This is a genomic window from Prevotella sp. E13-27, from assembly GCF_023217965.1.
Taxonomy (GTDB): Bacteria; Bacteroidota; Bacteroidia; order Bacteroidales; family Bacteroidaceae; genus Prevotella.
Window position 1 is genome coordinate 1,213,511 of the sequence record NZ_JALPSC010000001.1, and the last position, 22,798, is coordinate 1,236,308.

Below are 22,798 nucleotides of genomic sequence, written 5' to 3' on the forward strand. Positions count from 1 at the left end.
GGAGAGTCTTTTTACTTATTAATCACCTTCATGCACTCATCATATGTAAGCTGCTTTGCGCGGTCGTGCATAGACTTAGGCATGCGGTAGTTCTTTCCGTCGTAAACAATATAGGGACCGTAGCGGCCATTCATTATCTCCAGCTTCGGATCTTCCTCAAAGGTCTTAATGTGCTTCTGTACTTCTGCCTGGCGCTTCGCGTCAATGAGCTTCACTGCGTCAACGATGGTGAACGCTAATGGATTGGCATCCTTGGGCAGTGATGTGTATTTGCCTGCATGGTAAACATAAGGTCCGAAACGGCCTGAGCCAATGGTTACAGGCTCACCTTCATATTCGCCAAGCATGCGGGGCAGCTTGAACAGTTCAAGAGCCTGCTCAAGGGTGATGGTCTCCATGCTCATCTCCTTGGGCAGATGGGCAAACTGAGGCTTGTCCTTGTCGTCGGCAGTGCCTATCTGTACCACAGGTCCGAAACGGCCAATCTTGACAAACACAGGCTTCTTAGTGCGTGGGTCCTTACCCAGTTCGCGCTCTCCTGCCTTATGCTCTGAGCGTGCGTTGATGGTCTTCTCAACAATGGGCTCGAACTCTTTGTAGAAGTCTCTCATCATCTTCTTCCACTGCTCCTTACCATCGGCAATCTGGTCGAAGTCCTGCTCCACCTTGGCAGTGAAGTTATAGTCCATGATAGAGGGGAAGTTCTCCATGAGGAAGTCGTTGACCACGATACCAATGTCCGTGGGCAGCAGCTTGCCTTTGTCGGAACCACTCATCTCTACGCGGAACTTATCGGTGATGAGCTTACCCTTCAGGATCAGCACGTTGTACTTGCGCTCCTCGCCTTTCTTGTCACCCTTTACAACATATTCACGCTGCTGGATGGTAGAGATGGTTGGCGCGTAGGTAGAAGGACGACCGATGCCCAGCTCCTCAAGCTTGTGAACGAGCGATGCTTCAGTATAGCGCTGAGGTCCCTGGCTGTAGCGCTCAGTGGCACTTATCTCGCGGCGTGTCAGCTCCTGACCTTCGTTCAGCGGCGGGAGCACGGCTATGAATGTGTCCTGATTGTTGTCTTCGTCATCGTTAGACTCGTGGTAAACCTTGATGAAACCATCGAACTTCACTACCTCGCCCTGAGCAACAAACTGACTGTCGAGAGGGCTCTGCTTGCTTTCAACGGTGATGTTGACCGTAGTCTTCTCAATCTCGGCATCTGCCATCTGGCTGGCAATGGTGCGCTTCCAGATGAGCTCATAGAGACGGCGCTCCTGAAGGGTGCCTTCTATGCTCTTCATGTTCATGTTTGTTGGGCGGATAGCCTCGTGGGCTTCTTGGGCACCCTTTGTACTGGTGTGATACTGGCGCACTTTGCTGTACTCCTCGCCATAGAGGGTGGTTATCTCATCCTTTGAGGCATTGATGCACAGACCTGAGAGGTTCACCGAGTCAGTACGCATGTAGGTTATCTGTCCGTTCTCGTAAAGATGCTGTGCAATCATCATCGTCTGACTGACAGTATAGCCCAGTTTGCGGGCAGCTTCCTGCTGAAGTGTTGATGTGGTGAATGGGGGAGCAGGAGTACGCTTCATTGGCTTCTTGCTGACACTCTCTACTGTGAAGACTGCATCCTTACACAGCTCCAGAAACTGGCGTGCCTCGTCCTCGGTCTTCATGCGCTGAGAGAGAACAGCCTTCACCTCTGACTGTGAGCCGTCGGCATTGGTAACGGCGAAGATGCCGTTTACGCTGTAGTAGCTCTCGCTGTTGAAAGCCTGCACCTCGCGCTCGCGCTCAACGATGAGACGCACGGCAACGCTCTGTACACGACCTGCTGAGAGGGATGGCTTCACCTTTCTCCAAAGCACCGGTGAAAGCTTAAAGCCTACCAAGCGGTCAAGCACGCGACGGGCCTGCTGTGCGTTGACAAGGTTCATGTCCAGATGACGTGGATGCTGAAGGGCTTCGAGAATGGCAGGTTTGGTAATCTCGTGGAAGACAATACGGCTGGTCTTCGCCTCGTCAAGACCGAGAACTTCGCACAGGTGCCATGAAATAGCTTCTCCCTCGCGGTCCTCATCACTTGCCAGCCACACCTTCTCGGCGTTCTTGGCTTGGGTCTTCAGTTCGCTTACCAACTTCTTCTTCTCTTCGGGGATTTCATATTCGGGTTCCAGAGTATCATTGTCGATACTTATCTCCTTCTTCTTCAAGTCGCGGATGTGACCGTAGCTTGACATCACTTTGTAGTCCTTACCAAGAAACTTCTCAATAGTCTTTGCCTTGGCAGGAGACTCCACAATGACAAGATTTTTTTCCATTCTTCTTATCTTATTTGATTATTTTGGGCTGCAAAAGTAAGCAAAAAGTTTGCTTTCACCTTATTTATATAAAGAAATTTAATATTCTTAACGATTCAGCGCTTCTTTGTAACAACTCCGAATTATTAACGAAGCACTTCATAAGGTCTAAGTAATAGACAAATATTACTCGCAAGTATATACCTGTATTTGCATGCAAATCGTTATAAAGAAAAAAACAGAAACAACACTTTTCGATGTTTGTAGCTCCTGCAGAGCTCCTGTGATAAGGGCTATAGCCTTGTCTTTAAGAGCAAGCTCTTCAGCCAAAGCCATAGCCATTATCACATAACTATCGTTATTACAAACATCGAAAAGAAAAAACACCGGCTTTTCAAGCCTAAAAAAACGTTGCACATCAACGATTCAAACATTAGCAAAACCTAGAATACGTACATATGGCCAGTGCTTTTGTCCAAATAATATCTCTCACACTGGTCACGGATAGGGACCTTGTAACACTTGTTTTTGAGTTCCGTAGCAAGATTGGGGTTGCTATCTACCAGTTTTGAAATGTTGTAATTCATAACTATAAAGATGTTTTATTGACAGAACGATGAATCAAGTATATTATTGCACTAATCTTTGTTTTTTAGATTGTGATAACAATCGGTGTTTTTGCTTTTTGAGGTTTGTAATAACGAAGTTATGTGCTTAGTGCTATGGCCTGGTCGTAAGAGCTCGCTCTTAAAGACAAGACCATAGCACTAAGCGCAATAGTTACATGTAACTACAAACCTCAAAAAGGGTTTTTGTGGTTTTTGTGAAAATAGTAGCTAATGGCTTTGCAAATACCACCGAAGAATGGCTTACATTGTCACTTGAGCTGATGGAAAAAATTAAATCTGCGTCACAGATTTAATAAACTGCGTCACAGAATACATAATCTGCGTCGTGGATTTAATAATCTGTGTCGCAGATTTAATAATTTCTGACTGTTTTACCCGCTATGTCAAATAGAAAGAATCGTCTTTTCTGTCGCTCTAATTCTGTTTGTTTAACAGTTTAGGGCACTGGGTCGTAGCCTGAGCCTCCCCATGGATTACAACGCAGTATGCGCCATATGGCGAGAGCCAGTCCTTTAAAAGGACCATGCTTGACAATAGCCTGGCGGGCATACTCTGAACATGTGGGAGTGAAACGGCATGACGCAGGAGTAAAAGGAGTGATGAAGTGTTGATAGAACAGTATGGGTAGTAGCAACAACCACTTCAGGGGCAGACAAATATAATACCAAAGGGAGCGCAAGGTGAGAGATGACGGAAAAGGGTTATTCGCTTATTTTCTTTGATATACGGTTCAGTGCTGACTTCATGCGTGAAGCAATCAGATGCGTGGGTTGCAGAGTGTCGGAGACCCATACCACGGCAACAACCACTTGTTTGTCAGTGGGAACCATGTCGGAGAGGATGTGGCGGTTGAGCCTATAGGCCTCGCGAAGCTGACGCTTGGTGCGGTTACGGTCAACAGCATGGTGCAGACGGCGCTTGGGTACGCTGAAAAGTACTTGAACGGCCGGATGGGCAGCCTCTGTCGTCTGTTTGGCATCCTCGGCAGAGACCGTTGTTTCTTTCTGGCGAACCATAAAAACCACTCGCAGCGGGAAAATCACCATTGAGTGAGATTCTCCGCTGCCGAATATTTCGTTTTCCAGCTTGGTGCTGGTGATACGTTCGTTTTTATGGAAATGATAGTCTGCCATCAATCTTCTTGTATAGCGAGGAAGTGCTGCAGGGCACTGGTCATGGAAGGATACTTCTCGCTTGGCGCTTCAAGGTCGAGACGCAGTCCTGCATCATGAACAGCCTTCGCTGTAGAAGGACCAAAGGTGCCGATGGCTATCTTGCCCTGATTGAAGTTGGGGAAGTTCTTTGTGAGCGACTCGATACCTGAGGGTGAGAAGAAGATGAGCATGTCGTAGTCGAACGAGTCAATCTCTTCCTGTGTGAAGTCGTTGCTGACGGTCTTGTACATCACGCACTCCTTGTGGTTGAGTTTCTTTGAGTCAAGAAGATTGGTGAGTGTGTCATTGTGAACATCGCTCATGGGCACGAGGTATTTCTCGGTCTTGTGCTTCACCATTGTGGGAATCAGGTCGTCAACCTTGCCAGTGCTGCCGAAGAACACCTTGCGCTTGCGATACTGTACGTATTTCTGGATATAGAGGGCAATGGTCTCGGTCACACAGAAGTATTTCATGTCTTCTGGAATGTTGATACGAAGCTCTTTTGCCAATGTGAAATAATGATCAATGGCGTGGCGTGAAGTGAAGACTACTGCTGTGTAGTCGAGTATGTTCACCTTCTGTGCGCGGAAATCGCGGCTTGAGATACCTTCAACTTTGATGAATGGGCGGAATACAAGTTCGACGTTGAATTTCTCCGCAATGTCATAATAGGGCGACTTTTCGCTTGTTGGTTTTGGCTGCGAAACCAAAATTTTCTTAATCATCTCTCTTTATCCTAAAAAATGAGTTTCAAATTGTTAATCAGTGCCACATATACGCCTGCCAAACAGATTTGGGGCACGATTTCGAGGGCGCAAAGGTACAAAATTATTTGAAAAAATAGCTTATTTTGTTGGAAAAAGATACTCCAAGTCTTGTAAAAGGACAAAATTTTTGAGAAAATGAATAAAATTGCGAAAAAATATACACTTTTTGAGAGCGGAATGTTGAAATATATGACAATTAGAACAGCGGGGAAAAGCAGTATTGACTGTGCTGCATAGATGAATAACAGGCTCCTCAGAAAGACGATATTTTGTCGTTTTGTGAAGAACACTCGGTTGACAACTGTGTAGAGGAAAACTCTGAACAAATGATATGCCATGAGGATGGCAAAAGCCATTGACAGCAATTCCAACTCGTTTTCTATCCAATAGGCATCTGGCACCATGACCATGGTATATTGAAAGCCTACAGTTACTGAAAGCAATACTGCGAGGACTGACAGGAAGGTCTGGAAATGAACTTCCGATGTTGTCTCGCTGCTTAGGAACGGCTCGTTGAACGATGCGAACAAGAAGTTCTTTGCCTGTCTCTTTAAGAACCTGTGGGAGTGGGCTATTGACACGATGAATACCACAAAGCAAATCAGCAGCAGCGAGGTTATGAAGTCGTCGTTGCTAACAGAGTAGGGTATAAGCTCACCTTCCACACCTTGCTCCGTATGATAACGGCTGGTGTGGAAGGTGGTTGTGTCATTATAAAATGCGCTTTGATTATAAAAAGGATTTTGCATAATCATGTGGCACACGCCCCGAGGGGTAGCTTACAAATGATGAGGACTGTTACAATCCGAACTCACGGCGTATGTCGTCAACACGGTCGAGCTTCTCCCAGGTGAACAGCTCCACGTCGATGGTCTTTGTCTCGTGGTAGTGGCTGGTAAAGGTCTTGCTGATAACCTCGTTCTTGCGTCCCATGTGTCCGTAGGCTGCTGTCTCGAGATACATGGGCTGGCGCAGCTTCAGTGAGCGCTCAATAGCTTTTGGACGCAGGTCGAAGAGTTTCTCAATCTTGCGTGCTATCTCACTGTCGCTCATCTGTACGTTGCTGCGACCGTAGGTGTTGACATAGATGTTCATTGGCTTTGCCACGCCTATGGCATAGCTTATCTGTACCAGCATCTCGTCGGCCACGCCTGCTGCAACCATGTTCTTTGCAATGTGGCGAGCGGCATAGGCTGCAGAACGGTCCACCTTCGATGAGTCCTTGCCAGAGAAGGCACCACCGCCGTGGGCTCCCTTGCCTCCGTAGGTGTCAACAATGATCTTACGACCTGTAAGACCGGTGTCGCCGTGAGGTCCGCCAATGACGAACTTACCCGTAGGATTGACATAGTATTTGATGTCGAGACCGAAGAGGTCGAGCACCTTCTGTGAGTGGATCTGCTGTTTTACTCGTGGGATGAGGATGTTGATGACATCGTCCTTGATCTTTGCCAGCATAGCCTCGTCGTTGGCTTCGCCAAACTCGCTGTTGCCGCCTGCGAGGAACTCGTCGTGCTGAGTAGAGACAACGATGGTATCTATGCGTTCGGGGATGCCGTTGTCACTATACTGGATGGTTACCTGACTCTTAGAGTCGGGACGCAGATAGGTCATCTGCTTACCCTCGCGACGTATGTCGGCAAGTGTTTTTACAATGAGGTGAGCAAGGTCGAGGCTTACAGGCATGTAGTTCTCGGTCTCATTGGTGGCATAGCCGAACATCATTCCCTGGTCGCCGGCACCCTGGTTCTCGTCTTCCTCACGGTCAACACCGCGGTTTATGTCGGCACTCTGCTCATGAATGGCAGTTAAAATGCCGCATGAGTCACCGTCGAACTGATATTCTGCCTTTGTGTAGCCGATTTTCTTTATGATCTTGCGAGCAATGGTCTGCAGGTCGATATATACATCGCTGCGCACCTCACCCATGATGACAACCTGACCTGTCGTAACAAACGATTCGCATGCCACACGAGCCTTGTCGTCATAGGCTAGGAACTGGTCGAGAATAGCGTCGCTTATCTGGTCGGCAACTTTGTCGGGATGTCCCTCCGACACCGACTCTGATGAAAATAGATATGACATAAAAAGAATCTTATTTTTGTTTGTACAAATAAAATAAACTCTAAAGCGGGTGCAAAGTTACGAAAAGTCGAGAGAAGAACAAAACAAACGCGTTTGTTTTTTCTTCCGAGACGAAGTAAATTCGCGACTTTGTCGCAAAGTTACGAAAAAACGAGAGAAGAGCGAAAGAAAAGTTTATTTTTCTTTCCTATTCCGAGTGCTAAGTAACTTCGACGGAGTCAAAGTTACGAAAAAAGCTTGTAAAAGCGAAGCTATTTTGGAAATTCTTTGCAAGCAAAGCGTCCTTTTAGGCCGAGCGAACGCAATTCGACCTGTAATAAAGGCAATACGGGGATTTAGAGCCCCTTGATAAGGGGCGGCTATAATGCAGGGATATGCAAATTTGGGAGGAATAAAGAAGTAGTTAGGTTTTTTATCCGTAACCCAACCAGCACAAGAATCCGGTACGAATCAGTTTTCAAATCATCCATGACTTGATTACTAATGCTAACTCACTATCCTACTGACTCTACAATTGCCAAATGGGGGCCTGTCTCCAATTAGACGGGAACTCCATCATGGTCGGATCTCGGAAGTAACTGATAGCATCAAGAGCTTGTCCTGCCTTATTGGTATCAGCAATCATCAGACCTCTGCCTTGCAGTGTCAGAATCTGCTGTGCCAGTGTCATTGCTTGTTTGGTATATCTCATGTCTATATACAAAAAATGTCCCGCTGGGTACGCTGTTCTTATGGGAAGCGGGCGGGATTTGTCAGTGTGAAGATAGTGCATTTTCTTAAATATACAAACAATTCTGAAGATTTTTTGTTGAAATACGAGTAAAAAGTATTTAAAATCGAAAACTTTTCGTAATTTTGTAACGTGTTTTCGAAAGAGGCACAAGACATATTGGCAATGAATTAGCGTTCGCTATATCTTCTTGTCTCCGAAACGTGGAAAATTTCAACAGACAAGTTGCTTAGGCAACACAGAAGAAAGATGAAGTGAGCGCTCACGTGATAGCGTGGGCGGACTTAATCTTGTGTTGCAGGCAATTTCCACGGCCTCGGAGAGGATGAAGTAAGTTCACGCTTCTTTCATTCCAAGCTGATACGAAAAAAAATATGAGATACTTAGCTACTTTCCTATTGTTCTGCGTAGCCTGCTTGTCTTATTCACAGGAGGTGAGTTATGATAGTTTACAGAACATCAACAAGAACAATTACACACATTTGGTTGGGCAGACTCTGTATGCGCCCAAGGGTGAATTGATTGTTAGAAACCTGTTTTGGTCAAACAAGTCTGGGAAAATTTACAAGCCACACCCAGATTGGGCTCTGTATCCTAAATACAGTACTCCCGATGATGTCCTGAACAAGCATTACCTGATAGAGAAAGTCATTACGAAATCTACACCGCTACTAAAGACTCGATTAACAGAGACTGATGACGTAGTGTATATCAACCTTGATGCTCTTCTCAACTACACGACTTCCCCTGTGATGTTTGTTGATGGCTACATACAGAAATGCAGGCAGCAGTTCCTTAATAGACATTTATATATTGACAAGACCAAATATAAGAGGACTTTGCCTTCTTCATTTAACACAAAGGTTCCTAATCTTGCTTCTTTCTACTGTAACAATATTCGCGTAACCACAACAACAAGTCAGAATCATGGTGGTCTGTTGCTATTATCTGGTAGAGTGACATCAAGCACCCCAACAGAAATCAACGTGGTTGATTATCTGCGATCCCAAGTTAGCAAGAGCAAAGCAGACGAGATGATTCGCCAAAAAGAAATTGAATTGGCGCAAAAAGCAAGAGAAGATTCTATACGTAAGGCAAAAGAGGATTCAATAGCCAGACAAAAGAAATTGGACTATTGCAGAACCCATGAATTCAGCATTGTGCCAACGGATTTAGGTAGTCTTTATTGCAAATACTGTGAAAAATTTGTTGATATCCCTGAGAATCTTATTTGCCTTGGAGCAAACAACGATACCATTATATGGATGGAGGAATTAAAAGGGAAGATAGGTCTCTATTACCCCCATCTCCATAAGGCTGAAATTCCTAAGAGCCTGAAGGATTACGATCAATATAAATATCATTATATGGCTTTTGAGGATAGTTTGAAACAAAAATTCAAAACGACTTCAAAAGTTATAGAAATATACAATTCTAAGAAATACATTGATCATTTGAGTGCAGTAGAGAAAACTGCTCCTTATGGCTTTGTTGGTAAGAGGTCTTGGAGACTTGATTATCGCAATTTATCCCTTTCAATGGAATATGTTAATACCAATAAGAAGACCATAAAATACATAGAGTTATTTTGGCAAACCAAAAACGCAGTAGGCGATGTTCGCAATAGAGGCTCTTTCAAAGGAACTGGACCAGTTAAACAATGGGAATCAGGCTCATGGGATTGGGACAACACATCATATTATGTCGCTCGTGATGTCACTTCTTTTTGGGTGACAAAAATGGTTATCACCTATATGGATGGTACAAAGAAAATCCTGACAGAGAAACAAATTGTATATGACAGCAGGGAATAGATTTTTTATCATGTTATCCTGCGATTCTATATAATTATTGTAAGAAATAATGAATATGGTTAAGAAAATCATCCTCATCATAATCGCAATAGCAGCGGTATCAGCTGGTGGTTATTATGCATATCTCAATGTGTTTAACAACCAATATGTTTTGCAATACGAGAAGAAAACCAATCCAAACTATGACCCATGGAAGCGAACTTACAAGTTCGTTGCTAAGAACGACTCTGTTGCAGCCGAAAAAGCTGTAGAATGGCTGTTATATCAATTTATATTCGACAACCCTGAACTTGAAAAGAGTAAATACCGTTACCAGTATGATAACCTTAGGCTGGATAACGTGACAAAAGACAAATTGGTTCGTGTGCCTGCAGCCCTTATCAGGAAAACATTCTTAGAAGATAGCTCCAGCAAGTATAGCAAATTCGACATACGTGATGTCGATTGGCTAATGTTTGCCGACAAAATGCCTTTTTATACTTACGACATGACAATATGGCTTGACAATCCCTATGAAGATAAACATCTTAGGATAATCGCTGATAACGATTATGACGCAGCGAATAATGCGATTGATACCCTGGCATATTATATAGGTAATAGATGGTATTATGAGAACAGACCTGTTGATGACGTATTGGTTGCCAACACTCTCACTTTGGAGTTTGTACGCTCAAATGCGTGGTTGGCCTGGAATCGCCTAAGAAGTCACCCTTATTGTGAAGGAATTAACTTCAATAGGTATTCTGTTAGAATAAGAGGCTTGGTTGAAGAATGAAAGTAGGTTTTTGCTGATTGACAAAGGAATTTGCAATAAAAACTATCCCTTTCCCCTTCACTATGACGGTTGACAGTATTCAAAATGGCGTATTTCCACCGAGGTGGTGCTGGCATGATTTTTGCAAGAAGAACTATAAGAAATGACAAATGAAACATAAGAACCCTATACATGCCTACAAACGGCTGTTGGCAAATGACCAAGACTGGAGCTATGCCTATCTGATCGCCCTGGAGAAGAAGAAACTCCAAAGAATGCGTGACTGCATCAAGAGCGAGGGGCATCTGGCGAATAATGCTGTCGTGGTGCGCGACATCGGCATCTGCATCCGTCTCATTGACATTTTCATGGAGGAGGATGCCGTTTTCAATACCTGGCTCCACCAATCCTTCTCTGGTGAAATGAAGTTCCGCAAACTGGAGGATGGGAATTACGAACTTGACGATACGAACAGAAAGCCTATTGCCGACTACCCTGTTTATGTGAATGTGAGGAATGAGCGGCGCTTTTTCCGTTCCGCTCCCATCAGGGATGCACAGCTGGAGGGCAATAGGGACAAGGCCATCCTCTCAATAGTGAGTCTGCGCCAGCAGAAAGCCCTTCACCTTTATCACCTAATCAGAGAATATAATATGTTTTCGTGGTGGGACTGAAAATGGATCTTTGGCCACATTGCGAAAATCACATATCTCTAAACCAAGAAGAATTAAAGACAGCAACACAATGAAAGAGATAAGAATAAGTCCTACCAGCATACTTCAGAAGCTGGAAAATATTGAGAACGAGTTGAGGGAGGTGCGCGAATATCTCGCTCAAAACATGATTACATTTATCAATGCCGACAATAGAACTAAAGACTTAAAGTTGGAATACACGTTGGAAGATTTGTACGAGGCATTTGGTCCAAGCAAGCAGTCTTACGCTACTCGACTACGCACCTCACTTGAAAAGCGAGGCGTAAATACTTTGGGCGAGTTCCTTGCCCTGACACCAGGCCAATTACTCGATTTGGATGGTGTGGGAAACGGAACCTTACAGTACACCCACAAGGCATTAAAGAAACTAGGCATTCAGTGGTAGCGCCAGAATAATCAATAGAAGAAAAGATGTTTTTCTCAATTACCTAAACATTATTAATATGTGGCACGAGCATAATTCAAGCATTATTAATGCAGATCTTTTAGAAGAACGTGAGATAAACATAGTCTTCGAACACCATTATCTTGGGCCTTTATTGCCATCCAATAAAGAGTTTAAACGAGACTTCGCTATTGAGAGAAAGGAATCTTTTGAGATAGCAGGTATAAATTTTCACTATTATAGGAACGACTTATACCTTTTGGGGGATAATCATTATAATGGCTTTCAGTTGGATTTGAAAGAAGAGCCATGGAATGAGTATGACCCTAACGCTATAGCAATTTATCTTTTAGGGCACAAACTTGGTTATATAGGGCGAGATGATACAGGTGATGTGTGGCGCATTATGAATGTTTACAAACGATATTGGGCTACTTTAGATTGTACTTGCATGGGATGGGAGAGAATAAATATATCATATTTACAGAGTTACCATAATACATACACTCTTCCTTACCAAACAGATGTTATACTAAAAGGCAAATATCTCCGCTATGATTTTCGAGAAGCGGCAGATTTCATTAAAGGCAATATTGGTCATTCGGTGACATTTTATAAATCTACCGAAAACAATCTTGTTGCCATCTATACTGATATGCACTCTGTTATGGGGTATATAGACGATTCGTTTATAGCTAACCAATACAAAAAAACAGAAGTTGCTGGATTCGTCGAAGACGTTATTGTTGATGAGAAATCCTGGACTATTGAAGTAAAGTTACGTTTTCTAATGGAGAAAAGTAATATCAATAAAAACTATTTAAATTCATATGAGGCATTAAGCAAATACTTCGACCAATTTTCTGATGCCGGAACATACCGCATATCTTTGGCAGACTTGGCAAAGTTGTTGCCGCGAAAAACTTCACGTAGTCTTTCAGCCTATGAGCCTTTAGTGAAATATCTTAAAGAGTATCATGCTATTACTCTTCAGATAACAGATTGATGCTCTCCCGATATTATTTGTCTATAGATTACCCTCAAGCTTTAACTTGTAACGTGGGGGATTCGGTATTCTAAAAAAGTGACAAGGGGTGACCCTCGTCACATTAAAAGATTAAACATTGAATTGCGGGAGTGAAACAGTACCTGTCCCTGCGTTCCAGTTGTGCCTATCAAATGGAATATCCTAATTATGAGTTTTATGACACCCTCATCGCCTCGAAACAAAAGTTCCCCGATTTACCATACCATCAGCTGTACACCGTTGCTGCTGCCTGTGGTTATCAATCCGAGAACTACCAAAATGCGTTGTCATATGCAGAAGCATGTGCTTGGATAGCAAGAAAGATATTTGAATGACCTGTCCCTTGACATAATGTCGGATTTTGGTGTCATACATAGTTGATTATAATTTTGCACAAGAAAATATTGATACAAAACAATGAGAAAGAATTTAAATTTGGATGGAATTTTTCAACGAAAGACATCCTAAATTGAACCATATCACAATGGTTTTCAAGTATAAACAAACATTCCCTAAATAGATGCCCTATGCCTAAGAAATTAACCACAGAAGAGTTTATTAGTCGTGCTATTGCAAAGCACGGCGAAGGTAGATATTGTTACGATAATGTTATATACGAAAGAGGTGATTTAAATGTTGAGATTATATGTCCTGTCCATGGGGCTTATTATCAGAGAGCCTCAATACATTTAGCAGGACATGGTTGTCCACGATGCGCTATAGATAGTAGAAATGAATCAAATAGAAAAACTACTGAAGATTTTATAAAAAAAGCAAAACTTATTCATGGAGAATCATACTGTTATGATTCAGTCAAGTATAACGGTTGTGATTCTCACGTTGAAATTATTTGTCCTTTGCATGGGCCGTTCTTACAAACACCGACAAAACATTTGCAGGGTAGCGGATGCCCTATGTGTAATAAAACGCATAAAAAGACTACAGAAGAGTTTATTATTGAGGCTCAAAAGGTTCATGGTAACAAATATGACTATTCACTTGTAGATTATGTCAATGATCGAACTAATGTAAAAATCATATGCCCGAAACATGGCATTTTCGAGCAATTACCCACTCATCATTTAAAAAAAAGTGGATGCAGAAAATGTTATGATGAAAAGAATAGTCGTAGGAGATTATTTGATCAATCATTATTTATCCAAAGAGCTAAAGATACTCATGGAGATTCGTTTGATTATTCGAAATCCATTTATAAAGGGATGAGAAGGAAATTAGAAATAATATGTCGCAAGCATGGAAGTTTTTGGCAAACTCCACACATGCATTTACAAGGCCATGGTTGTCCAAAGTGTATTGGTAAATTCAGAACAACTGAAGAATTTATAAAAATGGCTAAAGAAGTTCATGGTGACAGATACGATTATTCGAAGACTGAATACAAAGGGTTCAATGAGAAAGTTCATATAACTTGTCCTAAACATGGGGACTTTCAACAAAATAGTTATGTACACCTAACAGGTAGCGGATGTCCTTATTGTAAGAACTCTAAAGGAGAAGATGCAATTGCTCATTTTTTAAAGAAGCATGGTATTAAGTATATTCCTCAATATCGTTTTACAAATAATTATTCTTTCTGCGAGAATAAATACATCTACGTCGATTTCTTTTTGCCAAATGATTCTATTATAATTGAATTTAATGGCCTACAGCACTATGGGGCTGTAGATTTTTGGGGTGGAGAAAAAGTTTTTCAGAAACAAAAGAATCGAGACGAAACAGTAAGAATGTATTGTAAAGACAATAATATAAGGCTATTGGAAATCCCATATACAAAGATGGGTGACATAAATATATTGATTGAAGATTTCTTGAAAGTCATTAGTCACTAATGACATATAATAACTATTTATATGAAACAGTTTATAGAACTTCTTGATAGAGTTATTGGTGATTCCAAAACTCTTAACAAAACCGAGTTTGAAAACAAGTATAAGGGTAAGGTTATACCGATTATCCTAAACGCTCCGTGTGTTTTCAATGGCTCAACGTACCTTTTTCGTGGTCGACTTGCAGAGGACGTCGGCTTAGATGAGGATTTGTCAAGTCCTGCAACATTTTCCTATGTTCCCCTATTTTTGAACAAATACGGAAAGCCCAAAATAGGGAGGGCAAACTATGAAGGTCAGTCCATCTTCTATGCTTCTGAACATATAAAGACCAACTTCAAGGAGATAAGCAAAGACAGCAACATCGGTGACGAAGCATACATGGCGAAATGGAGAATCAAGCCCAACTCGAACATGCATCTGTATCGCACAACACCAGCATGGGGGATAAGTACAACAAATGATGCTCATAGCACTTTTACGATAACAGACCCATGCATCGTGAATTGCGAGTTGGGACTGTATTTGAAGCGGTTGGGCTATTTAATGATGTCAGACGAGGATGCTGGGAAATATTTAGGTTCTTCGTTCATTGCCAATTGTATATATTCAGCCAATGGTTCTATTAAAGACTCTGTTGGAAACAAAATTGAGGCCCATTATGACGGCATTGCCTATCCAAGTGTTGCAGCAGGTGGATCAGATGAAGTAAACATCGCTCTAAAACCTGAATTTGTTGACAAGCATCTCGAATTGGAATGTGTCATCAAAGGGCGATTGGCACCAGATATGCGGTCAGTGAAATATGAGAAGATAGGAATCAATGAGGGTGGTAGAATCGTTTGGTATTCATCCTTTATAGACGAGAGTTCCATCATTGACATTGTGCCGACGTATTTCAACACTACAGGGCGCAGTGTTGATTTGGCGGACGGAAAGATTCTTGATGCCAATAATAAGATGGTAAGCTCAGAGATGGTGCCATTTACCCAAGCCGTCAATTTTCATCGCGACGAGTTGTTTAACGGATTGGCTGAATTTATGAACACCCAGGTTAAGGAGAACCAAATAGACGATATTACAGCATTAGATAAGACTGTCCGAATAGGTGTCATAAGAGAATTCTCAGGCTGGAAGTTGGTCAATGGCGACCAAACCATCCTACTAAGTAGGGTCTTATTCTCCATTACCTTGAAGAACCAACTAAGAAAACTTTCTCCAGATGAAGTAAGGTGATGGTTAGATTAAGATTGGCGATGCCAGATGTGTTCTTACGACATCGCCAATCTCTAATGCATAACATAACTAATGAGCCCCAAATACTATGAGTTACTTCTCCAAAGAAACGCTCAACAACCTACGTCTACAACAAGGCATGTCTGCCCATCGTCGCCAGAGAAGCCTTGACATTACGCTGGCCTGCAAGCTGACGTTGACGTATGTCAAGTATCACCTGATGATGGATTACAGACAGTTGGCTATGAGCATGCACCAAATGACGTATCAGGAGGCAGAGCGGCAGGCAGAGATGATGAATCAGATAACTATCGTCCACCATTCGGCTGCGGACTTCCTCGACACACCAGATGACAGGGTGAACGACTCCATCGATACCTACAGGGCATATAAGCGGCTGCTGGAAGAGTACAGCGACGAGGTGTTTGTGCTTGCCGTCGTGGAGGAGTTCTGCAAGAGGGTGTATGAGGACGATGAGCATTTCATCTTTTTCAAGCCTTTCTGCAACCTGTACTACTCCGTCTATGCCGATGCGCTGCTATGGTATCAACAGGGCAGGATTGACTACTACACATTCTGCATAGAATTCCAGGAACTCAGTTGGATGGACGGCAGTCGCACACCTCTCGACGGTAAGAGGCTCAAAATGTACATCATGTCAATGCGAGAAGTGGTGGACTTTTATAAACAACAGATGAATAAATAGTAAAAGGAAAGGCTGTAGATAATAAAAAAGAACAGGCCCAGGAAAAAAGATGTGAATAGATTTTGTTCTTTCAGAAAGAATGATTAGCTTTGCACCCGATGATGGGCCATAAAACGGCTGGTGACACATCATCGGGTGTTCATTGAGTGCATTTCATAGCAGAATGTGGAATTGAGTACAGTTGCAAAACAGTAGAACTCCTATTATTGATTTGAATATCAGTGAGTTACATTTGAATAAGAAAGAGACTGGTAACACTTTAGAAACGAGAGGACTTACATATTCCTACACATTTCTCACCAAACCAAAGAACGCTCATCTTGGTTGCAAAGGTACAAAACATTTCCCAAATAGTCAAAAGGTTTCGACTACTTTTAGCGATCTTTTGTACATAAACACCACATAACTTCGACTTAAATCCAAGTCATAAGTTCGACTAAATGGGGGCATATAGTGATGCGTCGATTTTCCTTTGTTTTCAGCATTTCAGCCATGTTGAAGCTGTTAGTTCGACTAAACTCCGACTAAAAGTTCGACTAAACTTCGACTAAAACCCACTTCTTCTTTTCTACTAGTTTAATGACTCCCTGTTTCTTCAGTGCAGACAGCATATTACCAATCTTCCTTATCTTTTGTTCCTCGGTGAGCACATCAGACAACTTGGATTGCAACAGCGTATTAAGTTCTGCTCTTGTGGCTCCGCCAAATGAGCGCAGATACTGAATTATCATGTCTTTGAAGTGGAGGTCATTGAAACTCTTGTTCCGAATATACTCTGTCTTTAATTCCTTGTCATCGACAGTTTTGGCGGTATAAGCAGATAGGAACAGCTTTGGATATCGCCCTTCTACAAGATGTAGTTTGCGCAAACGTGAAGCAATATCCTTGTCAATCTTTTCATGCTTTTGCACCATGTCAAGTGCAATACAGTCGTACAGCGACAGATCTGGATTGGCTTTCAACAAGCGGTAATACTGCTCATTGATAAGTTTGCCGTATATCTTAACCGTTACCTCTTTCTTGGCTTGGTCTATCTGATAGTCAGGCATGGGGAAGAAACGTTTCTGCTGTTCAGTGAACACTTTCCGTATTCCACGACCGATAGTGTCGATCATATTGAAGTTCACCATTCCTTGGCAAAGTGCATAGTTGCGGTAATACTTCTGTGGTCCCGTCTGTTCAATGGCATTGCGTACAGAACCAGGCAGGAAGTAACCGCCATTAGAGAATGTCACAGAGTCAGGAGTCTCAACCATCGTCACCTTTTCCTGCATGGTATAGTCCTGATGAGCGATAGCATTATGTAAGATTTCACGGATGCTATACTCGTCATATTGTTTTACAATGTCTGGGAATAGTGTTCCACCAGGCAATATCCGCTGATTAAGATTTCGGATTTTGGCAAGGGCTTCATCTACTGTCAAAAGGAACGGAATAGTGAAATGCTCATAATCCCTCTTCTCATATTGCCCATCAATCAGTACCCATGTAATAGTGGCAACGGATGGGGCCAGATAATGGACGGCTGTAGGCTTACCAAGAAGCAAGATGGCAGCCCTCGTCAGTTTGCCCTTAACCGCAACACCAGCCCTGCCAAGCAGTTCCATATCATCCCAAGTATCAACCTCGGTTGCTAACTTCGGATGAACAGACTTATATTCTTCACGAGCTTTTTGCAGAGCCATTGGCTCCAAATCATCAAGTGTAGCCTCTGCGACGATTTCTGCAGACCAGTCGTATGTTGGACTTGTTTCCTCCAAAATAGCATTCAGACGTTCCGGTGTCAGTTCCACCAGCGAGTCCTCTATCCGTTGCCATGCTTTGTTATGGGCATAGACAGGTAACTTCGGCAGATGTTTTGGAATATGAATCACCCAAACTTTCTTATGGGTGTCCTCCGTGATGAACTCCTCTATATCCAGACCTTCGCTTGACAGGTTGGCACACAGATTAGTCAGTCGAAGTGTCGCTTGCTGAGTTGTATAGTTGTATGTATCCGTCCCAACTATTTTCAAAGTCTTATCTTCAACACCAACAACCAGATGCCCACCCTCCATGTTAGCCAGTGCTGACACGTAGGAGATGACATCATCCTTCTCATGACCGCTGAAGTCATTCTTCAAGTTCTTGAACTCCTTCCACTCACAACCCTCGTCCTCTTTGGGGTATTGCTTGATGAGATATTGTTGTAATGCTTGCTCTGTCATATCTTGTACGTTTGTTAATCCGACTTATATATAACGCTTGTTGCCTGCTAAATATGATTCCTTTGCTTGTTAATTCTACAGAATCACATATTAATCAGTGGCGATTGTCTTTATTTCTGGCATCTGCTGTATAATTTCTCCTTGTAGCAATTTCCCATTCGCTTTTTTATTTCGCTTAGTTCCATCCTGTCCCCAAGTACCCCATTGTTTAAAAAAGAATGGTATATTATGCTGGCTTGCTTGCTCTCTAATATTTAATATCCATTCTTCTTTCATTGGTCTTGCCAGAAAACCGCTTTCACCTCCAACGATAATCCATTGGATATTTTCAAGGTTTAATTCCCCGATATCTTCTAATAAAGGCTCACAGGACAAAAAATGGATTCTTGCATCTATCATGGACAAATGATTCACACGATATTTCGTCTTTTTATTCTCGACAGTAACACCTAACCATGCATTATTTGGAACCTTTCTGTTTTTAAAATACTCTTCCATTCGCTCAGCTCTTTTAGTTAGTATCTGATAACGATGTTGTGGAGTATCCCTTATTACATCCATCACTTTGTCTATAAACTCAAAAGGAACATCTTTATGAAAGATGTCTGCCATAGAACACACAAACACATTATGGCTTCCCTTCCATTTATATGGTTCATCCAAATCGTCTTCATGTATTGTTAGTTGAAACCCATTTATGTATTTTTTTTGTCCCATTGCTTTTAATCGCCTTGCCATCACTTCCGCATAGCAATGAGCACAACCATCTGATTGTTTAGTACAGCCAGTAACAGGATTCCATGTTTTATCTGTCCACTCTATTTTTGTTTCTGCCATCACTTAAAATTTAATATACATTCCTTTATTAACAAAACACTAACCGTGTGTTGTTTGTTGTCCTGATAAACAGAGGACAATCTGCCTTCACTATGTAGTCTTCTTAATGCTTCTGTATAATGACTACGACAATAAAGTTCTTTCTTTTGATGCTCTTCGAAAACATCTAATGCAGATATTCTTCTCCCTTTATAAGCAGCAAACAATTTGTCTTTAAGCGCATCAATGTTCTCAGATGCGATATCAAACAAATCTTCAACAGGATTGAGTATTTTCTTTACATCAAAAGTATAGGTGTTTACACCGTCAAAAATAGTTCCTACATTAGCAAAGTCATTATAAATTTGCTTGATTAGATCAAACCCTCTTTTTGATTTTGTCAAATGAAGGATGAAATGACTTGTCGTTTCTACGTCTTCTTCTTGAAACTTAAATGCTGTGTAATAGACGTTACCTCCAAGTATTTTATCATATTCTTTACCTAGATTGTCAATAATAAATTGCAATCTTTCAGCAACCCTAGTTTTATTTCTTACAAGAACCTTAAGGCTATCAAAACTATGCGGAAACAGACAACGCATCAGAGGCTCAAACTTTTCATTTTCTAACGCAGGGTTTATCCTTTTGGTATTTATGAAAATGAAAAGTTCGTTCCCCCAATAATTCAAGAATTGAGACAAAATACTCGTATCAATTCCTTTATATCCAAATGGATCAATAAATAATACTGACGGGCATTCATTCTTACCATTTCTCATGGGATTACGAGTGATAAATTCATTTATCGCTTCGCATTCTCCTACTGCACTATGTCCAAAATGGGGTTTATAGTAAAACGTCCCTTCTGGATATAGTTTTAAAAAGTTCTCTTTCAATTGTTCTGAATATTCTTTATCATTAAAGACCATCCACACTTTTTGCTTAAGCATATTGTCATTATTGCATTTTTTTGCAATCAACAATGGTGTTGACACATTTCCATCTTCATATCTTCCAGGTCCTGCAAATAAATCAAAATAGCCAATACGCTCTGGCACATGTCTTTTGACAATTATTTTGCAATATTTGGGAAAATACTCAGACACAATGCTTGCCTTTACTCTTGATGAAAGAGTCTGTTTCTCAAAAAAACACTTTTCTATTTTTTCTGTGAATTTACCATACATATACTTTTTACTAAATTTGCACATTTGCTTAGGTGTACAATGATTGGTATTCTATTTCATCTTTCATCTTAACTATCAGGAAATCCACCCATTTTTGAGTATATCCATAGTTGTGATTCATATAATCATAAACACAATAATCCGCTTTTGTATGTTCAGGATGTTCTGCACCATTATGTACTACCCTAGAAAAAGTTGAATGGTTTTTACCTTAACCCTGCCATAGGTTGAATGCCTGTTGGGTACCTTAATTCTAACCCCTGGCAGAAGTTGAATGATTCTCCCTTAACCCTTGTTTTTGTTGAATAGGCTCCGCGGAAAGCCGTTCAATCATATTCAGGGTTTGCGGTGCAAAGGTACATGCCCCTTCTTGAATTTCCAAATTTTCGAGGTACTTTTCTCTGTAACTGATCCATTTTTTCTGTATTTTACCCGTACAAGATGCTGCCTGACGAGGCGTCATGTTGTTCAGCGACATGTGTGGACGTTCATTGTTATAGAAGGCCACAGCCTTTTCCATAGCCCTCCTCACTTCGCCTATAGAGTGGAATTTGATGTCCTTGAGCAGTTCGTTCTTGACGGTGTTGTTCTGGCGCTCTGCCACTGCATTGTCCTTGGGATCGCCGCTCTCCGTCATGCTAATCTTGATACCAGCCTCGATAAGCAGTGATGTATATGCAGCACTGACATACTGTACGCCTCTGTCTGAGTGATGGATGAGATTAACAACCTCGTCTACGGGTAGCTTCTCAAGAGCTTTCATGAGGCATTCTACGCTACACCAGGCTCCCATCGTCTCGCCAACATACCAGCTGATGATCTCCTTGGTATAGCTGTCCGTTATCATCGACAGGTAGCAGAAATCATAGCTGCCGTCATAATTCCAAATAGGGATATAGGTGATGTCTGTCACCCACACCTGATTCTTGCGTATCGGTATGAAATCCTTTACCAGATTCGGATACGTAGGCAGCCCGTGAGTGGAGTCTGTCGTGCGGGGATGGCGTCTGGGGAGCCTCACGTTCAATCCGTTACGGGCTATTATCGCTTCCATCTTATCACGTCCCACCATATATTCATAATCAGCTCCAAAGCGCTCGCGATACATGTAGTGAAGTTTCTCACCACCAAGTCCGGGGTCGAGCTCGCGTATATCCTTAATGAACTGGATGACCATTTCCTCCGTCAGTCGTTGCTTGCCTAACGTCTCCTTGTGCTGGTAATATGCCTGCCAGCTCTTGCCAAACAGCCGGCAGAGAAGGCCCATGGTTTGGCCTTTGACCTTCTCTGCGGCAAGCGTCTTTACTGTTTGGCACCAGATTTTTTTCTGATCGGAATATTGAATGTCTTTTCGGCCTCATCGATCATTACGTCCTTAGCGTGATTCATCCACTCAGACATCTTCAATGCTTCCGCCAGACGCTTGTTCTCTTCCCTGAGACGGATCAGTTCCTCGGCCTCCGTCTCCACTGCTTTCTGACTCTTCTTAGACATACTAGACGGATTTGGTTTGACTTCTGGAGTGCCTTCACTTCTTCTAATAGGCACCTTTCCGTCTGCAAAGGTACGAATCCATCTGTAAATTGTCACCTTGTTGACACCAAAATTAGCACTTAGTTGACTAATTGGTACATGATTTAACAGATGGGAACTGACTATCATCCGTTTTTCTTCCAATGTCTTCTGTCGTGTACTCACTCGCTTGTTAAACGCTAGTTCTTGTAACTTTAAATCTTCTGTTTTCTCCATTTTAAAACGTTGTTTTTTCATTCAACGTTTTTCAGGGCAAGACGGAGTCAAAGTTACGAAAAAACGCTGAATTATTATTCTATGAGAATAAAAAATGAAACTTTTTATGGAAAGTATTCACTATTTTTGAAAAAATACCTATTTTTGCACGATAGAAAATGAAATCTATAAATTTATTAATTTAAAACAGTTATTTTTATGAAAAAGAACATTATGAGTTGGATGACCATCATGTTGATGGCAGTTTTGTGTGTTGGTTTGGTCTCTTGCAGTAAGGATGATGACGATGACAGCGTAGCTATTCCAAGTGGCCTTGTTGGAACATGGTATAAGACATCAGGCGCAAGTAAGTATTCCATGAGCTTTAGTTTCACTTCCGCAGGTACAGGTACGGGTAATGTAAGTCATAACAACATCATCAGTAAGAGTGCATTCGCTTTCAAATTCTCTTACAAGTCAAATGGTGAAGTAGTATGCGAGGGTACTCGTGTAATGTCTGATGAAGACAAGACGGAGACAACATCAGCAAACTTGAAGTTCCGTTACAGCAGTGGTAAGCTTACGTTTACAGATGCTCCAAACACAGCTTGGGTTGGTGCAGTATTCGAAAAGGACTAAGATTTATAGATCACATAAAACAATAAAAGAAAGCCACCAAAACCGAGAAGTAACGGTTTTGGTGG

Annotated in this window: 21 protein-coding genes and 1 pseudogene; 10 read left to right on the top strand and 12 right to left on the bottom strand. The window is 42.0% G+C overall.

The window, feature by feature from the left end:
• Window positions 1–11: 11 nt before the first annotated feature.
• The 7 genes from topA to M1L52_RS05025 form a co-directional block, all read right to left on the bottom strand.
• Window positions 12–2,321: a type I DNA topoisomerase gene (gene topA, locus M1L52_RS04995; protein WP_248613841.1), complete on the bottom strand. Its 2,310-nt coding sequence runs from the start codon at window positions 2,319–2,321 to the stop codon at window positions 12–14.
• A gap of 1,044 nt (window positions 2,322–3,365) precedes the next feature.
• Window positions 3,366–3,608, bottom strand: a complete 243-nt coding sequence (gene yidD / locus M1L52_RS05000) for a membrane protein insertion efficiency factor YidD (RefSeq protein WP_248613842.1) — start codon at window positions 3,606–3,608, stop codon at window positions 3,366–3,368.
• 22 nt (window positions 3,609–3,630) lie between these two features.
• Window positions 3,631–4,062 (bottom strand): ribonuclease P protein component, encoded by a 432-nt coding sequence (locus M1L52_RS05005; RefSeq protein ID WP_248613843.1) that lies wholly within the window; start codon window positions 4,060–4,062, stop codon window positions 3,631–3,633.
• Window positions 4,062–4,811 carry a uroporphyrinogen-III synthase gene (locus M1L52_RS05010; protein WP_248613844.1) on the bottom strand — a complete coding sequence of 250 codons (750 nt, stop codon included), beginning with the start codon at window positions 4,809–4,811 and terminating at the stop codon, window positions 4,062–4,064. The genes M1L52_RS05005 and M1L52_RS05010 overlap by 1 nt, the downstream gene beginning before the upstream one ends.
• Window positions 4,812–4,822: 11 nt before the next feature.
• Window positions 4,823–5,602: a DUF4271 domain-containing protein gene (locus M1L52_RS05015; RefSeq protein ID WP_248613845.1), complete on the bottom strand. Its 780-nt coding sequence runs from the start codon at window positions 5,600–5,602 to the stop codon at window positions 4,823–4,825.
• Window positions 5,603–5,651: 49 nt separating this feature from the next.
• On the bottom strand, window positions 5,652–6,938 hold the full coding sequence (metK, locus tag M1L52_RS05020) for a methionine adenosyltransferase (protein WP_248613846.1): 1,287 nt from the start codon (window positions 6,936–6,938) through the stop codon (window positions 5,652–5,654).
• Window positions 6,939–7,446: 508 nt separating this feature from the next.
• On the bottom strand, window positions 7,447–7,629 hold the full coding sequence (locus M1L52_RS05025; RefSeq protein ID WP_248613847.1) for a hypothetical protein: 183 nt from the start codon (window positions 7,627–7,629) through the stop codon (window positions 7,447–7,449).
• Window positions 7,630–8,042: 413 nt separating this feature from the next.
• Here M1L52_RS05025 and M1L52_RS05030 point away from each other — a divergent pair, with 413 nt between their 5' ends.
• From M1L52_RS05030 to M1L52_RS05070, 9 genes and pseudogenes are all read left to right on the top strand, one after another.
• Window positions 8,043–9,482 (top strand): hypothetical protein, encoded by a 1,440-nt coding sequence (locus M1L52_RS05030; protein ID WP_248613848.1) that lies wholly within the window; start codon window positions 8,043–8,045, stop codon window positions 9,480–9,482.
• Between the two features lie 55 nt (window positions 9,483–9,537).
• Window positions 9,538–10,260 (top strand): hypothetical protein, encoded by a 723-nt coding sequence (locus tag M1L52_RS05035; RefSeq protein WP_248613849.1) that lies wholly within the window; start codon window positions 9,538–9,540, stop codon window positions 10,258–10,260.
• Window positions 10,261–10,409: 149 nt separating this feature from the next.
• Window positions 10,410–10,913, top strand: coding sequence for a hypothetical protein (locus M1L52_RS05040; protein ID WP_248613850.1), 504 nt, complete (start codon window positions 10,410–10,412; stop codon window positions 10,911–10,913).
• Window positions 10,914–10,983: 70 nt separating this feature from the next.
• A complete protein-coding gene (locus M1L52_RS05045) occupies window positions 10,984–11,340 on the top strand; it encodes a hypothetical protein (RefSeq protein ID WP_248613851.1) in 357 nt (118 codons plus the stop codon).
• A 58-nt stretch (window positions 11,341–11,398) separates the two neighbouring features.
• Window positions 11,399–12,346, top strand: a complete 948-nt coding sequence (locus tag M1L52_RS05050) for an HIRAN domain-containing protein (protein ID WP_248613852.1) — start codon at window positions 11,399–11,401, stop codon at window positions 12,344–12,346.
• A gap of 167 nt (window positions 12,347–12,513) precedes the next feature.
• Window positions 12,514–12,702: pseudogene (locus M1L52_RS05055) on the top strand (exonuclease); the annotation flags it as partial.
• Between the two features lie 192 nt (window positions 12,703–12,894).
• Window positions 12,895–14,217: a DUF723 domain-containing protein gene (locus M1L52_RS05060; RefSeq protein ID WP_248613853.1), complete on the top strand. Its 1,323-nt coding sequence runs from the start codon at window positions 12,895–12,897 to the stop codon at window positions 14,215–14,217.
• A 21-nt stretch (window positions 14,218–14,238) separates the two neighbouring features.
• The gene (locus M1L52_RS05065; RefSeq protein ID WP_248613854.1) at window positions 14,239–15,450 is read left to right on the top strand and encodes an RES domain-containing protein; all 1,212 of its coding nucleotides are present in this window, start codon (window positions 14,239–14,241) and stop codon (window positions 15,448–15,450) included.
• Window positions 15,451–15,538: 88 nt separating this feature from the next.
• Window positions 15,539–16,156 (top strand): hypothetical protein, encoded by a 618-nt coding sequence (locus M1L52_RS05070; protein WP_248613855.1) that lies wholly within the window; start codon window positions 15,539–15,541, stop codon window positions 16,154–16,156.
• Window positions 16,157–16,692: 536 nt separating this feature from the next.
• On the opposite strand, the gene M1L52_RS05075 is transcribed toward M1L52_RS05070, so the two are convergent.
• From M1L52_RS05075 to M1L52_RS05095, 5 genes are all read right to left on the bottom strand, one after another.
• Window positions 16,693–18,363: an RNA-binding domain-containing protein gene (locus M1L52_RS05075; protein ID WP_248613856.1), complete on the bottom strand. Its 1,671-nt coding sequence runs from the start codon at window positions 18,361–18,363 to the stop codon at window positions 16,693–16,695.
• A gap of 90 nt (window positions 18,364–18,453) precedes the next feature.
• On the bottom strand, window positions 18,454–19,200 hold the full coding sequence (locus M1L52_RS05080; RefSeq protein WP_248613857.1) for a phage Gp37/Gp68 family protein: 747 nt from the start codon (window positions 19,198–19,200) through the stop codon (window positions 18,454–18,456).
• Complete coding sequence (gene tcmP, locus M1L52_RS05085; protein ID WP_248613858.1) at window positions 19,200–20,366, bottom strand: three-Cys-motif partner protein TcmP; 1,167 nt, start codon at window positions 20,364–20,366, stop codon at window positions 19,200–19,202. The genes M1L52_RS05080 and tcmP overlap by 1 nt, the downstream gene beginning before the upstream one ends.
• Before the next feature lie 253 nt (window positions 20,367–20,619).
• Window positions 20,620–21,633: an IS3 family transposase gene (locus M1L52_RS05090; protein WP_248613859.1), complete on the bottom strand. Its 1,014-nt coding sequence runs from the start codon at window positions 21,631–21,633 to the stop codon at window positions 20,620–20,622.
• A 35-nt stretch (window positions 21,634–21,668) separates the two neighbouring features.
• Window positions 21,669–22,115 (bottom strand): hypothetical protein, encoded by a 447-nt coding sequence (locus M1L52_RS05095; RefSeq protein ID WP_248613860.1) that lies wholly within the window; start codon window positions 22,113–22,115, stop codon window positions 21,669–21,671.
• 198 nt (window positions 22,116–22,313) lie between these two features.
• On the opposite strand from M1L52_RS05095, the gene M1L52_RS05100 reads away from it, so the two are divergent.
• Window positions 22,314–22,733 (top strand): hypothetical protein, encoded by a 420-nt coding sequence (locus tag M1L52_RS05100; protein WP_248613861.1) that lies wholly within the window; start codon window positions 22,314–22,316, stop codon window positions 22,731–22,733.
• Window positions 22,734–22,798 lie beyond the last annotated feature (65 nt).

Coding starts and splice junctions, on each gene's coding strand:
- topA (WP_248613841.1), bottom strand. CDS start 2,321: ATGGAAAAAAATCTTGTCATTGTGGAGTCTCCTGCCAAGGCAAAGACT.
- M1L52_RS05005 (WP_248613843.1), bottom strand. CDS start 4,062: ATGGCAGACTATCATTTCCATAAAAACGAACGTATCACCAGCACCAAG.
- M1L52_RS05010 (WP_248613844.1), bottom strand. CDS start 4,811: ATGATTAAGAAAATTTTGGTTTCGCAGCCAAAACCAACAAGCGAAAAG.
- M1L52_RS05015 (WP_248613845.1), bottom strand. CDS start 5,602: ATGCAAAATCCTTTTTATAATCAAAGCGCATTTTATAATGACACAACC.
- metK (WP_248613846.1), bottom strand. CDS start 6,938: ATGTCATATCTATTTTCATCAGAGTCGGTGTCGGAGGGACATCCCGAC.
- M1L52_RS05025 (WP_248613847.1), bottom strand. CDS start 7,629: ATGAGATATACCAAACAAGCAATGACACTGGCACAGCAGATTCTGACA.
- M1L52_RS05030 (WP_248613848.1), top strand. CDS start 8,043: ATGAGATACTTAGCTACTTTCCTATTGTTCTGCGTAGCCTGCTTGTCT.
- M1L52_RS05035 (WP_248613849.1), top strand. CDS start 9,538: ATGGTTAAGAAAATCATCCTCATCATAATCGCAATAGCAGCGGTATCA.
- M1L52_RS05040 (WP_248613850.1), top strand. CDS start 10,410: ATGAAACATAAGAACCCTATACATGCCTACAAACGGCTGTTGGCAAAT.
- M1L52_RS05045 (WP_248613851.1), top strand. CDS start 10,984: ATGAAAGAGATAAGAATAAGTCCTACCAGCATACTTCAGAAGCTGGAA.
- M1L52_RS05050 (WP_248613852.1), top strand. CDS start 11,399: ATGTGGCACGAGCATAATTCAAGCATTATTAATGCAGATCTTTTAGAA.
- M1L52_RS05060 (WP_248613853.1), top strand. CDS start 12,895: ATGCCTAAGAAATTAACCACAGAAGAGTTTATTAGTCGTGCTATTGCA.
- M1L52_RS05065 (WP_248613854.1), top strand. CDS start 14,239: ATGAAACAGTTTATAGAACTTCTTGATAGAGTTATTGGTGATTCCAAA.
- M1L52_RS05070 (WP_248613855.1), top strand. CDS start 15,539: ATGAGTTACTTCTCCAAAGAAACGCTCAACAACCTACGTCTACAACAA.
- M1L52_RS05075 (WP_248613856.1), bottom strand. CDS start 18,363: ATGACAGAGCAAGCATTACAACAATATCTCATCAAGCAATACCCCAAA.
- M1L52_RS05080 (WP_248613857.1), bottom strand. CDS start 19,200: ATGGCAGAAACAAAAATAGAGTGGACAGATAAAACATGGAATCCTGTT.
- tcmP (WP_248613858.1), bottom strand. CDS start 20,366: ATGTATGGTAAATTCACAGAAAAAATAGAAAAGTGTTTTTTTGAGAAA.
- M1L52_RS05090 (WP_248613859.1), bottom strand. CDS start 21,633: ATGGGCCTTCTCTGCCGGCTGTTTGGCAAGAGCTGGCAGGCATATTAC.
- M1L52_RS05095 (WP_248613860.1), bottom strand. CDS start 22,115: ATGGAGAAAACAGAAGATTTAAAGTTACAAGAACTAGCGTTTAACAAG.
- M1L52_RS05100 (WP_248613861.1), top strand. CDS start 22,314: ATGAAAAAGAACATTATGAGTTGGATGACCATCATGTTGATGGCAGTT.